The organism is Butyrivibrio sp. (assembly GCF_017940685.1).
Lineage (GTDB): Bacteria > Bacillota > Clostridia > Lachnospirales > Lachnospiraceae > Butyrivibrio.
The window spans coordinates 1-13324 of sequence record NZ_JAGAYD010000053.1 but is presented as its reverse complement, the minus strand read 5'-3'; the positions used below and the strand labels follow the sequence as shown (position 1 = coordinate 13324).

At 42.0% G+C, this 13324-nt stretch carries 13 protein-coding genes; 11 read left to right on the top strand and 2 right to left on the bottom strand.

Annotated features, from left to right (window positions below; all coding sequences use genetic code 11):
- Positions 1–466: 466 nt before the first annotated feature.
- From J6I68_RS04055 to J6I68_RS04035, 5 genes are all read left to right on the top strand, one after another.
- A complete protein-coding gene (locus J6I68_RS04055) occupies positions 467–745 on the top strand; it encodes a hypothetical protein (protein ID WP_292217694.1) in 279 nt (92 codons plus the stop codon).
- 5 nt (positions 746–750) lie between these two features.
- Entirely contained in the window at positions 751–1239 is a 489-nt protein-coding gene (locus J6I68_RS04050; protein WP_292217691.1) for a GNAT family N-acetyltransferase, read from the top strand.
- Positions 1240–1250: 11 nt separating this feature from the next.
- On the top strand, positions 1251–1610 hold the full coding sequence (locus tag J6I68_RS04045; RefSeq protein WP_292217689.1) for a hypothetical protein: 360 nt from the start codon (positions 1251–1253) through the stop codon (positions 1608–1610).
- Positions 1611–1773: 163 nt separating this feature from the next.
- Positions 1774–2466: a hypothetical protein gene (locus tag J6I68_RS04040; RefSeq protein ID WP_292217687.1), complete on the top strand. Its 693-nt coding sequence runs from the start codon at positions 1774–1776 to the stop codon at positions 2464–2466.
- 108 nt (positions 2467–2574) lie between these two features.
- Positions 2575–2841 (top strand): hypothetical protein, encoded by a 267-nt coding sequence (locus J6I68_RS04035; protein ID WP_292217684.1) that lies wholly within the window; start codon positions 2575–2577, stop codon positions 2839–2841.
- 49 nt (positions 2842–2890) lie between these two features.
- Here J6I68_RS04035 and J6I68_RS04030 read toward each other — a convergent pair whose 3' ends face one another.
- Both J6I68_RS04030 and J6I68_RS04025 read right to left on the bottom strand, forming a co-directional pair.
- The gene (locus tag J6I68_RS04030; RefSeq protein WP_292217679.1) at positions 2891–3088 is read right to left on the bottom strand and encodes a hypothetical protein; all 198 of its coding nucleotides are present in this window, start codon (positions 3086–3088) and stop codon (positions 2891–2893) included.
- Position 3089: 1 nt separating this feature from the next.
- The gene (locus J6I68_RS04025) at positions 3090–3746 is read right to left on the bottom strand and encodes a hypothetical protein (protein WP_292217676.1); all 657 of its coding nucleotides are present in this window, start codon (positions 3744–3746) and stop codon (positions 3090–3092) included.
- A 930-nt stretch (positions 3747–4676) separates the two neighbouring features.
- Here J6I68_RS04025 and J6I68_RS04020 point away from each other — a divergent pair.
- The 6 genes from J6I68_RS04020 (at position 4677) to J6I68_RS03995 (ending at position 13154) form a co-directional block, all read left to right on the top strand.
- A complete protein-coding gene (locus tag J6I68_RS04020) occupies positions 4677–5870 on the top strand; it encodes a replication initiation protein (protein WP_292217673.1) in 1194 nt (397 codons plus the stop codon).
- Between the two features lie 143 nt (positions 5871–6013).
- Entirely contained in the window at positions 6014–7732 is a 1719-nt protein-coding gene (locus J6I68_RS04015; protein WP_292217671.1) for a hypothetical protein, read from the top strand.
- A 102-nt stretch (positions 7733–7834) separates the two neighbouring features.
- Positions 7835–8287: a hypothetical protein gene (locus tag J6I68_RS04010; protein WP_292217668.1), complete on the top strand. Its 453-nt coding sequence runs from the start codon at positions 7835–7837 to the stop codon at positions 8285–8287.
- 208 nt (positions 8288–8495) lie between these two features.
- Positions 8496–9689, top strand: coding sequence for a leucine-rich repeat domain-containing protein (locus tag J6I68_RS04005; RefSeq protein ID WP_292217665.1), 1194 nt, complete (start codon positions 8496–8498; stop codon positions 9687–9689).
- Between the two features lie 22 nt (positions 9690–9711).
- Positions 9712–12378 (top strand): hypothetical protein, encoded by a 2667-nt coding sequence (locus J6I68_RS04000; protein WP_292217662.1) that lies wholly within the window; start codon positions 9712–9714, stop codon positions 12376–12378.
- Between the two features lie 128 nt (positions 12379–12506).
- A complete protein-coding gene (locus tag J6I68_RS03995; protein ID WP_292217659.1) occupies positions 12507–13154 on the top strand; it encodes a hypothetical protein in 648 nt (215 codons plus the stop codon).
- Positions 13155–13324: the final 170 nt, after the last annotated feature.

Genomic DNA, 13324 nt, shown 5'->3' with positions numbered 1-13324 from the left:
GAGCTGGCTTTTGAATACTTAAAGCATACTAATAACTTGGGATGAAACTGGAATTGCATACATGAAGGATGGTTTCAACCAGTTATTGCACAAGCTAAAACAGCGTGTCAGAGACGTTTCAACCAAAGAATGCAAATAGCCTGATATAGGTTCAACTCCTGTCTGTCCTATTAGGGAGAGAAAGTCCTCTCACCATCCGAGAAGTGACAGAATCCCTTTAGCTCACATGCCGCGTTGCATGAGGAGTAACGGGCGCCGACAGACGCCTTGCTTAGAAAACCGAATAAGGCTACACGATTTTCTGCCATGAATATCTTAGATGACGGCCCGCAAACAGTATTTAAACTGTCTCTGCGAAATGAGCTGCGATATTTGGTGGATCTTTTCCGGGGAAGGAGTCGCGAATACGACCCTGGTGAAGCCGATATTTTAATAATTTGGGTTTAACGCAGTAAAGGAAGTGGATATGGCAGATAGAGAAGCTCTGATCAATCAGCTCGCTGCATCAATGGGCGCGGGCGGATACGCACAGACAAAATATGAAGAGTCCCGTTATGATCCAGACACAGGTACTCTTTATTGTAATGGCCAGATCATTACAAGGAACACAATAGACCTTGCAGAAGGGTTTTATAAAAATATGCAGGCCAAGTGTGACCTTAAGACACCCGAAGGGCGGCAGATGGCAGCCATATACCAGGTAGGGATTGAAGGAATAAGCAGATTAAGAAGGGCGGAGAAGTAACAGCCATGGACTCACAAACCAAATCAGAATTATATCACATGTATCAAAGCTACAAACGCGAGCTGTGGAAATATACAGGAGAAAGCTATGAGAGTCAGCTAAAGGAATGGTTTGACGATCTGCTTACGGATCACTCAATGACATTTCGCCCTGTAAGGGATGCTTCACGAAATGTGCTCATCGGCTTTTTTGTTGTACAGAAGCTTAACAAGGAACAGGAGGCAGAGTGCGGCTGCAAGTGGTTTATCTCAGAGGCGTACATTCTTCCCTCTTGCAGGAAGCGGGGCTTTATGACCGCAATAGTACATGATTTTATAACTAGTAACAAGGGTAACATCGGACTTGTGACCATAGATAAGAACACGGGCGCTACAAAGTTTTGGGAGGACACCCTTGGAAGTATCGGATATTCCAAAGAAAAGATCCCTCATCTGGGAAATAGGATAGTGAGCTTTTACAGATTTAAAATGCCAGTTCTGGCAGCCACAAGATAAGGAGCATGGCTATGGAAAACATGATAATCACTCAGGATAGAAATATAGCGGTAAATCTGAGATATGTCTATACCTTAGAAGTACGGTCGTCCTCAAATATCCCCAACATGTACGAACTTATAGCCCGCACTTCTGTACAGTCGGATTTTACTGTCCTTGGTGCTTTTTCAAGGAAGGACATGGCAATAGATGTACGGAACGACATCATCCTTTGGAATAACCAGAATTATGACTGGGAATGGCACATTGAATACACTGTACCACAGGATGATCCGGAATATATGAGCGCAAGGGATGCTATTGAGCTCCCTGCCGCAAAAAGACTTATTGACGACAATTCTGTACAGAGCAATAAGGCAGCGACACGATGACCGCGCTTATATTTGCCCTGGTTTATAGATCGACTCGTCAGGCCATTTCTCAGGTGGCCTTTTTTATTTTCTGTACAGCACATTTTTAATGATTTTATCTTCCCTCAACAAATCCATATTTTAGATGTAATCAAATCTGAAAATGGAGAAGGAGGATAAAACAATGCCAAACTGGTGCTATACAAACATTGAATTTAGAGGTAAGGATGCCGTAAAATTCTGGGAAATGCTCGAAAGGGCAAGAGAACGCAGCTGTAAGATAGTACAGGGCGGAGACTTTGGAGAATATTGGCTTGGCCACTATCTTGTAGGATCTGGAGTGCCTGAAGAGGACGCAGTACATAGCTCCCACGCATGGTATGACTGTAGGGGAACTATTGACAAAGACAGCATTGATGATGCTGTACAGGGCGATATCGTATGTATCAAGACCGAGACTGCATGGAGTCCGAAAATAGGGATGTTCAGACATCTCGTTGACCTTACAGGGCTGGATGTTACCGTTCACTATTACGGTGAAGAAAGTGACAATGGTGTATATGTCGCGTCCGACAGAAGCATGACAGAAGGTGCGGATTACATCGTCGATTCCTGTATAAACGAAGATAAACTTCCGGAGATTGAAGATGAAAAAGTAAGAGCCGTATGTGAAGCGCTCTCCGAGCCCGGTTTTTATATCAACCGTCAGCTTAAGGGCGTACTTGAAAAGCTCTATGGCGCTCCACCCATTAAGTTTTCTGATCTCATGGATAAGTTTATGGAATACCTGGAGGATGAAGATGTCTTTGACGAAGACGACACCTACATAACCATCCACCGGATCAAGTTCGATGAGCCTGCCTCAAAAGTTGCCTAAAAGAAGAGCCCTTCGGGGCTCTTTTACTTTTCAGAAAAAATCGGACACCCGCTATCCTATATTTACTATATAAACAAAAAATCAAGATTAAAGAAGGAGATCTAATTTATGGGAACAAGCGTTACGGATATTGATGCAAAGATAGCTGAGCTTCAGAAACAGAAGAAAAAGATCCTTGAAGCCGAAAAGGCTGCAAAAAAGAAGGAGCAGGACGCAAGACGGCTTAAGATAGGAACTCTGGTTGAAAAGGTTTTGGGAGAAGTTACAGATATGCAGGATTTCGAGAAAAAGCTCATGGCAATAAAAAACTCATCTCCTGTGGCCGCTCCAGTACAACCTGAAGCTCATGATACCAACCAGGTATCTTTGAATTAAATACAGGCAAAAAAGAACAACCCCAACTCTGATAAAGGGGTTGTTTTATTTATTTTGAAAGAATGTTTATTATGGCCATAACAAACACAAGCACAAAAAAGATTCCACACAGAACAAAAGGAAATACATAATCCCTGTTCTTTGTCTCACTATCTATAGTTGCAAGATATTTGTTTATGCCTATGTGGAGCGATATGCCAAATGCCAAGACAAACACCACTCCGATTACTCGTACAATTTCATCCATTTTAGGCACCCATGTTCTTATACATCGCAAGGACAAGATCCGACGGAACAAAGTGTCCTGTCCCTTTAATATCCTCTTCTTTTACTATTTCCGTCTTTCCCTCCGGAGATAAAGCAAGCCAGAGTCCATCCTTAAACACAGAAACAAGAATAAACTGTTCCTTGGTCTCACTTTTCTTCACAACAGCGCCGGAAACAAATACATCTAAGGCATTAAATGCAAGATTATCACGGCTCTTACACCCTCTGCATAAAACGGAAAAGATATTCTGGTAATCTCCTCCTGCATTCATAACATCAAAAACAGCATTTCTTGCGTCCATAAAACCCTGGATATAGCCCTCGTCATAGGACTCTTTTAGCTGCTTATCAAAGCCACTCTTTATTTCAAAATCAGAATGTTTATCTGGGTCATACCCAGCGTCTCTCATAAGAGCCTGAAAAGTAACCCCATTATCAGCAACCCTTGCCAGCTTCCCGATAAAGGAGGGGGTGGCAGGTTTCTTGTAAGTTGATGATATAAGTTTTGACAGGTACGTCTGATTTACTCCTGCATCTGTACAGAACTGACTAAGAGTCCGCGTTCCCTTGGCAAGTAATACTTTTTTTCTAAAGCCTTCATAATCAGGTTCAAAATCCTGTTTAACAGCCCTACTCATTTTGTGCCCTCCATTTTGGTTTATATATAAAACATGGGAGAGCGCATCTTCATTTTGGACTAAAAATATATCTAAAACACACAGAGCCGGTTGTTGTTATTTTGTTATATAAAACAACAATATTTATTAATTATTAAGAGAGGCAAAAATCCCACAACCATGCGGCTTTGCGCAATTTACTTGTGAGCAAATTGGGGGAAGTTGTGTGTAAAATTGGGGTTAGTTGTGTGTAAAATTGGGGGAAGATGTGAGCAAATTGGGGTTTTTGAGGGAGTAAACTTGTGCGTAAAATTGGGGGAACTTGTGAGAAAAATTGGGGTTAGTTGTGAGCAAATTGGGGTTTTGAAATTAACTTGTGAGCAAATTGGGGTTTTTCTATAAAACAAAATCCTGTTATCACCGATAAATACCGACAAATACTGAATTTTAACAAGCAAACAGAGAAAAAAATAATTATAAAACAAATAATAATTGTTTAGAGAGCTAAAAACAATATCTTGTATACAAAAAAATATTTTTATCAAGATATAAAAAACATAAAAACGAACAGATATAACTTGTGAGCAAATTGGGGTTTTTATGCTGATTAACTTGTGAGCAAATTGGGGTTAGGTGTGTGAAAATTGGGGTGAGGTACCAGAGGCATAATTGGTATCTGCAAATGGCTTAAATAAGGGATATTTTAAGCAGCGGTTCTAAACTTGTGAGCAAATTGGGGTCTAAAAAGTGCAAACTTGTGAGGAAAATTGGGGCGCACATTTGCGTTGACTGACTTGGTTAGTTGTGTGTAAAATTGGGGCGAAAAAAAATAAACTTTAGAGGAAATTGGGGTTAGTTCTGCGCAGATTGGGGAATTTTTATTGACTTTTATTAAACTTATGGATAAAATCAAAGTGTAACTTCTGCGCTAATTGGGGAATTGAGGTAAAAATGGAAGAAGAAAAGCTCATACCCGTATATTTTAAAAAAGACAACACTCTTATAACATCCAAAAGCAAGATGACACTTCTTGGGCGAAAAACATTGGATCTTGCCCTTATGAGGGTAAAAAAGACAGTAAATGAGAATGGAGTTCCTGTTCTCAGGGCAGATTTTTCAGGACAGGATATAAGAGAGATAACCAAAAGCACATCAGAAAACCTCTATAAGACAGTAAAAGAACTGATAGCGCCAAAACCAACCAGAGGGAAAAAGGCAACAAAGCCATCACTCCTCGACTGGAGGATAATCGTAAAAGATGACGAAGGAAAGAGCATAGAGGCTAACAATATCATTACCCAGGCGACATTCAAGAATGGGAAGATGTCTATTGTATTCAATAATGAACTTGAGAACAAGCTTATAGATCTTGGTAAGAACTATACGATCATCGACAGGCAGATAATTTCAAACTTCTCATCCAACTACAGCTATGTGCTCTATCAGATATTCAAGCAGACCATAGATATTGAGAGGGCAAGACACAAAGAGAACGGTCCTTTTGTGCTTGAGATGGACCTTATTGACTTAAAAGTTCAAACGGGCCACCTTGAGGCAGCCGAGAATGACATCCTCTATGATGCAGTAATGGATGATAACGTCATCACATATGATGCCATAGAGAGTATCCCGGATAAGGAATACCTTAAAAAGATACGGAGTGCCAATGGTTTTAAAAGGGACGTTGTTGAAGCAGCGCAGGAGGAGATAAACCGCCTATCCGACATCTACATGGAATATGAGCCCATAAAAAGAGGCAGGGGTGGAAAAACCAGGGGATTTAGGTTTTATCTCAAATATAAAGACATAATCGAGATAGATGAAGAGACGGACGTTATTCCAAGGTCCAAGACCGTTGATATAGATGACTTTATAGACGAACTGAGGGATATAACAGAAAACAACTTTAAGACCAAAGAATTAAAACTATTTGCCGAAGACGCAGACTATGATGTAAAAAAGATCGAAAAAGCATACGGTATATTAAAACCAAGGTTTTCAGAAATAAGAGAGCCCGTAGGATTTATGAGAGATGCAATACGAAAAGATTATGAACCTTCAAAAAAGAGGGTGGATAATTTCAACAATTTTGAACAGAACAGCTATGATTTCGATGATCTGGAAAGGAAACTGCTGGATAATTGATGAAAGATGAGAGGGTAATACCTCTCATTTTTTTTGCTGTACAGAAAATATATGAGGGAGCTGCTTTTAATCAAAATTTAAGAGTCGCTCTCTCATATTGTTTATAGGGACAAAAAACAATCCACCATTCAAGGAGGTTTATTTTGAAAAAGAACAGCTTAAAGGAAAAGATAGCCATAACGATAATGAGTCTGACCATGGCTATGACATCATTCGGTAGCCTGTCGGTTTATGCAGCGGAGGATATTGCTCTCGAAGATGCAATTCTTTCTACTCAGGAGCAGGAAGCCTCGGAAGAAGAAAAAAAAGCAGAAGCCGAAGTTGAAGCGCAGGCTGAAAGCGAAGGGGAAGCTCCCGCCGAGGGCGAACTTAACGAAGAAACAGTTACTCAGCTCGTTTCCCAGATCGAAGAAGTAGGCAATTCATATAAAAAGGGAGATAAGGTTCCGGAAGACGATGTTATCACAGCTGTTGACGCGGTGTACCAGGCCGCAATCGCCATGAAGGACTCAGGTGCCGTGACAAAGGTTAATAAAAGAACATCTAACGTTGAGATAACATTTGCTAACGGGCAGATATATACATGGGAAGCAGGCAATGAGCCTTCAGAGGAAGCCATTGAAAAACAGAAGGAAAATGAGGGAAAAGTGCTCCAGGAAGTAACAGAACAGCCTATCCAGTCGAATGAAGAAAAGACCAGATGGGAGCCGCAGGATTCAGAAAATAAAACACAGAAGTTCCTCACACCTGTTCCATCGACAACAACAAGATATGAGATCTTCTATACAGCAGGGACAGAAATCCCAACAGTTACATTCACATCTGCAACTGGAAAGTACACGCTTACAGCAGGACAGGATGTTGTAACAGACGGAGAAAACGGCTTTAAGTTCATCACAAGATCAAATATGGTCATTGACGGGCACGACGATTTCAGATTTATGACAATCTACATCAGTGGAACTGACGACCCCGGTAAGTGGGTGATGGAAGTCACAGCTCCGTCAAGTGTTATCGAAGTCATCGCAGTGTCATCAGCAGTACCCGATGATTGGGAGACAGTAAACTCAGATGTTGTAACAAAACCATACGGCATCGTGTTCTGGTATGTTGATAGCAAAAGATCTCAGTACAGGGAAACACCCGTTGCTCTTGTAAATGAGCTTATGTCTGCAAAGACATCACAGGCTCCTGTTGACAAGATCACAAAAACAGATCCCGAAGAGCCCGATTATACAAATGCCTATATCGCAGTAACAGCCATTGCGATACTGCTTGTCATCGCGTTTACGGTATTTCTCCTTGTTAGGTCAAACAAAAAGAAAACTGCGGTGTACAGAGCAAAAAGAGAGGCGATTGTAAAGAAAGAAAACGCAAAAGTAGCCAAGAAGAAATCAAAGCAGAATGACGAGCTTGATGATTTCCTTGATGATTTCAGTGACGAATACATAGACGACGGCGACATGTCAGATTATCTGAATGTAGACGATACAGATGGAAATGACGGCGTGTTCACCGAAGAGGATATGGGAGTAATGACAGATGATGATGCAGAGTACGAAGCATCATTAAGGGCAAAGGAGAAGATGAATGATAATATTGCTCCTGCCCCATGGATGGAGACAGAGAGTGTTGTTCCGGTTAAATATGAGTCAAAACCTCCTGTACAGAAAAATAATGTCTCAGAAGAAGTTCCTGTACAGCAAAAGACACAGAATGACTTTACACCGGTCAGCGAACCGGCGCCGATAGGTCCTTCATTTGTTTCAGAGCTCACTCCTGCATCTGCGGCAGCAACAAGTGAAACAGTTCCCGCGTGGTTATCTGGTATTTCAGATGATGACGGCGGAGACTTTTTCTAAAAGATGCAACAAAAATAAAACTTAAATGTTATTAAGGAGTCATTATGACATATTTAAGGTGTATGGGTTTTTAATAGCTCATACACCATGTCGGGGAAAGACATGGAAAAAGATACATCTATCAAGACAGGATCGCCGCAGGTTTCCTGCGGTGCCGATGTGACAAAGTTAAAAAAGCGTTCCTTTGAGCTAAAGGAAAAATGCCAGGATCTTGTATCAGATGTGTATATACTCACATCAAGCTCACAGAAAGAATACAGGACTTCCCTCTGCAAGAAAGTCCAGGATTACAGCTGTGAGGCGGTCCACTCTTTAAGGCTTGCAAACAGTCTAAAGATAGGAACGGTTGCAAGAAAAAACGCCCAGAATGATTCGCTTGAAATGCTGGGCAGGCTACAGGATCTTCTCCCGGTTCTGACAAAATGCAGATGCATTACGCCGGAGCAGGAAAAGCTTCTGGATAAAAAGGTATCATCCTTGAAGGTGAGCCTTGAAAGATGGCTCGAAAAAGACATGGAACGACTGGAAGAAGTAAAAGCCAAAAAGCCCTCATGATTTTCTGTACAGAGGCAAAACCTTCATCTAACAAATGGCGATTACAATTCCAACTTTTGTTTTTGCAAGAACGTGATTTACGGATCACATTCTCAAAGACCCGCATATAGGACTGTCATAATCGGGGATCAGCCCCCTCCAATCGGAAAATATATTCCAACGTGACAAATAATTATATATGCGCATTAAAGAATTAGGAGGCATAACAATGCTAAACAAAATGTGCAAAAAGTCGCTTGCTATTGCGGCTGCCTTGTCGCTTGTCACAGCGGTACATCCAATGCAGGCATTTGCAGCCGAGGATAGTGCTCGGATAGCAAATTATCTCTCGGTAAGTACCAGACTCAAAGAGCCGACGACCTTAAGGCCAGAGACAGAATATGGAGCACTTGAAGTAAATGAGCTTCTTGATACCAACATAATCGTCAATGGCGAAAAAGACCCCAGTGCCACATATTACGTTTTAGAAAAATCTGTATTTGATTCCCTTGAGGACAAATCGGAAGAAAGCGTAAGAAACAGTGCGGGCTTTACTACCGGGGAACTTGATGGCAACTCTGATATAAAAGACGTGGTGCTAGTCACCTATCACACATTCTGTACAGAGAAACCGATAGAGGTTGATACTCCAGAGGGTGAGAGCGATGGAAGGGACACAGTTCCTACCGAAAAAATAGAAGATACCATGATGGCCACCAAAGAGTATTCATTCGTGGTAACAAGGTCAGCAAACGAGATTGCAGACTATTTTAAGGCAGGGATATGGTACAAGAGCCATGAGAACAACGTGACATGGCTGTACGCTCTAAATGAAGATGGCTTAATAGACCATCTGTACACGGAAAGCACGAACCTGTCAAGGTATATAGTAGACGGAGTTTTCTATATACCGGAAACGATAGAGGACATACCGGTATTAAAGATCGGAAGCGGAAGCGAAAAGCCTTTTATCCCGCAGGATGTGTACTTTAACAGCGTAGTGATCCCTTCAACCGTCCAGGTAATCGGCGATTATGCTTTTTACCAGAACAAAAACGCATTTGAGCTGACAGCTCCTGCAACTCTTACAAAGATTGGGAAAAAAGCATTTTATTCATCAAATGTCACGGCTCTTAGAGCAAATGCACCTTATATTGAGATCGAAGATATGGCTTTTGCAAACTGCCACAATCTTGAGAGTGTAGCTCTCTTCGGAGACTACGACATTGGCTATAAGAGTTTTGATGGAGGCCAGTACGGTTCGGCGCTTACAAGCGTGTTCCTATCTGGACGTGGAAAACTTGGAAACCTTGCATTTTCAAACAACAACATGCTCCGTCAGGTCATAGGGCAGGATGGAGCAACAGAAACTAAAGAGGACACATTTAAAGGTTGTCCTTTTGATATCTCAGATAGCGAGTAATCGCAATTAGGAGGAAAAGTTTATGAAAACATTAACCAGGGTCAGCCGCATAAGCATAGCTTTTGCAATGACAATAGCTTTAATGATGGGTAATATCCTTGGGATTGCATCTTTTAAGGCATTCGCAGCATCGTCACTATATGAAGTAACAGGCGATTATACTGGCGATACGTCATTAGAGATCCCCGCAGAAGGAATTACTATTACACAGGAAAACTTTAAAAAAGACCTGTATGTTATCGTACACTTCCTTGATTCAAATGGGGCTCAGACATCCATAAGCCTTACAACAGGAAGAGGTACAGACGGAACACTGAAGATGAGTCAGGTATCAGTTTTTAAATCCGGCGATTGGGAGAAGTATGTAAATGGTACTGATACCGTATCACAGGCAGCCGCACTTGCACTCTACCCGTCGATCACAATCGATGAAAGTGATTTTGCAACGGTAAATGGAATGGGTACTGCATCAAGGACAACAAAGAACCTTGTAGTTGCAGCCTTTGATGCAAACGGAAATCTTTATGGTACATTCCCTGTTTCAATTCTCTGTACACTTGCAAGTCAGACAGAAACGGTGATCAATGGTCTTGATTTTGAGACAATCGTCACAAGAGTTAACGCTCTTAAAGATAGCGTAGATGCCCTTTCCGGTTCGGAATATGCTGATATGAAAGAAAAAATTACAACAGCGCTTAATTCCCTTGATCTCGCAGGGGCAGAGATTGATGCAACGAGTGTTGGCGCAGCGATTTCTTCTGTACAGACAAAAATCGATGCTATGAACGCAGATATCGACACAAAGACAAGACAGGTATCAGCACTTGCAACAACAATCGCAGAGAAGACAGCAAATTCAGAAGACCATTCAGCAGAAGATGCACAGAAGACAACCCTTGAGGGTGAGATCGCAGTTCTTAACAGCGGTATTACAGAGCTTACATCAATCAAGGCAAACCTTGTTGAGCTCCAGAACACAGTAAATCAGCTTTCTGAAAGTGATGGAGAAGTGCAGGATACGCTCAAGTCTCTTATGGAAGAGTACAATACCCTTTACGAAGAACTTGACTACCTCAGAAAGATCTCCGCATCAAATAACGCAGGATATGCAGGTGTTGTTGACGGTCAGCCAGTTGTATTTATCAATGGAACAGCTTTTGCCTACGATCAGAGTAGTGGCGAAGAGTACACATACTATGATGACAACGGCGATGCACACCCTGTTGTTAAGTATGTTGGAACGACAGATCCCGATTATGAATTTGGAACAGGAAGCGACTTTGAGTTCTTTGTCACACTTGGAGGAATCCATGTGCTTGATGCAGACGGATCGGAAACAGTTTATGAAGATACCTTAGAAGTAACGCTCTTTAAGGTTGATAACATGCTCAAAGAGATAAGCAACAAGCTTCTTGATGCACAGACAGAGCTTAATGACTTCTATTCAGCCATGAAGGATATCATGGGCGAAGATTATACAGGCACAACAGATGCAGAGATGCTCTCACAGATCAAAGCCTATGTAAATGACCTTATCAGCTCATACAATGATACAAAAGACGATTATGTAAATCTTGTACAGGCACTCAAGGGAGACCTTACAGAAGAAGAGATAGATAATCTCTCGAACACAAACATCGCTTCTGAAATCACAGCCCTTAAGGAAAAGACACAGAATGTGCAGGATTCTATACAGAAAGCCCTTACCGGTTCGGCAGTAACAGACGAAAACAGACAGACACTTGAACAGCTCCTTGCCAACGTATCAAGCATGAAGTCAACACTTGAGACAAAAGAAGCACAGCTACAGGCACTTATTGATGCAGCGGGGGCAGACGATGCTGCTACTGCCCTCACAATGGTGAAGAACCTTGTAAAGAAGGCAGATACGCTTGAGTCAGAGAACAAGGCTCTTACAGCCTCAAACACAGCGCTTAAGAAGCAGGCGGCAACAAACACAAGCACATCATCAAGCGCTACAAGCACAGCTCTTAAGAATTTACAGGACAAGGTTTCATCTCTTACCAATACAAATTCATCACTTAAGAGCCAGCTCTCCGCAGCAACAACAGCGGCAAATAATGCATCCAACGCTGCAAAGAACGTATCAACGTCCGGGACGGCAACAAGTAACAGCTCAACTTCAAATTCATCAACAGTTAAAGCCCTCCAGGAGAAGATTTCAGATCTTACAACACAGCTTGCAAAGTCAAATTCATCAAGTGCATCAAGTGGCAAGACAACTGCAACAGAAACAAGGGCGGTTGTTGAGGAGACCACCGAGGAAGAAACAGAGCCTGGTTTTGCAACTGTAGAAAAGCAGGACAGTGGCGTTATCGACGGACAGTTCGATCTTAACGGCGCTTCAGAAGATGAAGAGGATGTTGAAGAGACGGCTGAACCTGTTGAGGAAGTAGTTCCGGAAGAAGGTAAGATCAACTGGGTAGGTGTAGCAATCGCAGCCCTTCTCCTTCTCGGACTCCTTGGCGGTGGCGGATTCTTCGCATACAAGATGTTCTTTGCAAAGCCAAAGCCAAGCGTAGACCTTGATGAACTCCTTGAGGATGACGATTTTGACGGCGAGGAAGGATTTGAGGCATCAGGTGATGATGGCGAAGTTGCAATGGCAGACGAAGTTGAGATTGATGACAGTTTCGACGAAGAGTTCGACGAAGAGATAACAGCATAAAGGCTATTTTAGGAGGCGCTCAGAATTATCTGGGCGCTTCTTTTATGCAATTTAACGCCCTGCTATCCCATATTTATTGTAGAAATATAAAACACCGCGAGAGGAGTAATGAGTTGGAAGAGAAATACATGGAAACAAACGAGAATGAAATTGTCAGTGATAGCAAAGAAGACGTTCCTGTAACAGAGCAGGTCATTATTGATGACTCTGAGGACGATGCTGCATCCATTGATAAGAATATCGAAAAGGATAATGTATTCAGGGATAAAGAGATAAAGGATAAGAACGATAAGATTGAGAAGATAAAAGGGACTGTATTCAAAGGGTTTTTAATTCTCAGCATTGTAGTTGCCCTTTTCTTTGTGTTTACCGTAATAAGATCCATCGTTTTCCGTCCGGTAGATGATAAATCTTTCATCCTTGATAATCCGGAAGATCCACTGTCTTACTCAAACGTGGCTATGTCTATTGATGAAGCGGATATAATCCCTATCTATAAATTTTCTGTACAGGGAAGTTACCAGGCATTTGACAGTGAGGACATCTATTCGGAACACACTTTTAACTTCGATCCTTCCGGTTACTTTGAGGGACACTCCTCCAAGCAGGAAGATGATTATGGAGTATGGGACATGACCAGTGACGGGGATAACTACTATGTGGTTGTCACCTGCACGGATGTCGAAGACAAATACAAGCTTGAAATTACAGACGATAACATAATAATGCTCACCCAGAGCGGAAAAACATACACACTTACACCAATAGAGGAGTAACCTATGTTCGTTGTTCAGAAGAGAGAAAACGATGCTTCACAGTGGCATACATGCAGCTACAACGGTAAAAAGTGCCGCTATTCGGATATAGCCAAGGCAAGAACGGCCTTTAGGAGACAAAAGGAGAGCGCCGATGGCAGGCGGCATCCCGGCAGGCAGTACAGAATATT

What these genes read in the sequence shown, in the direction of transcription:
- J6I68_RS04030 (WP_292217679.1), bottom strand. Translation starts at nt 3,088, where the DNA reads ATGGATGAAATTGTACGAGTAATCGGAGTGGTGTTTGTCTTGGCATTT.
- J6I68_RS04035 (WP_292217684.1), top strand. Translation starts at nt 2,575, where the DNA reads ATGGGAACAAGCGTTACGGATATTGATGCAAAGATAGCTGAGCTTCAG.
- J6I68_RS04000 (WP_292217662.1), top strand. Translation starts at nt 9,712, where the DNA reads ATGAAAACATTAACCAGGGTCAGCCGCATAAGCATAGCTTTTGCAATG.
- J6I68_RS04020 (WP_292217673.1), top strand. Translation starts at nt 4,677, where the DNA reads ATGGAAGAAGAAAAGCTCATACCCGTATATTTTAAAAAAGACAACACT.
- J6I68_RS04055 (WP_292217694.1), top strand. Translation starts at nt 467, where the DNA reads ATGGCAGATAGAGAAGCTCTGATCAATCAGCTCGCTGCATCAATGGGC.
- J6I68_RS04045 (WP_292217689.1), top strand. Translation starts at nt 1,251, where the DNA reads ATGGAAAACATGATAATCACTCAGGATAGAAATATAGCGGTAAATCTG.
- J6I68_RS04025 (WP_292217676.1), bottom strand. Translation starts at nt 3,746, where the DNA reads ATGAGTAGGGCTGTTAAACAGGATTTTGAACCTGATTATGAAGGCTTT.
- J6I68_RS04010 (WP_292217668.1), top strand. Translation starts at nt 7,835, where the DNA reads ATGGAAAAAGATACATCTATCAAGACAGGATCGCCGCAGGTTTCCTGC.
- J6I68_RS04005 (WP_292217665.1), top strand. Translation starts at nt 8,496, where the DNA reads ATGCTAAACAAAATGTGCAAAAAGTCGCTTGCTATTGCGGCTGCCTTG.
- J6I68_RS04040 (WP_292217687.1), top strand. Translation starts at nt 1,774, where the DNA reads ATGCCAAACTGGTGCTATACAAACATTGAATTTAGAGGTAAGGATGCC.
- J6I68_RS04050 (WP_292217691.1), top strand. Translation starts at nt 751, where the DNA reads ATGGACTCACAAACCAAATCAGAATTATATCACATGTATCAAAGCTAC.
- J6I68_RS03995 (WP_292217659.1), top strand. Translation starts at nt 12,507, where the DNA reads ATGGAAACAAACGAGAATGAAATTGTCAGTGATAGCAAAGAAGACGTT.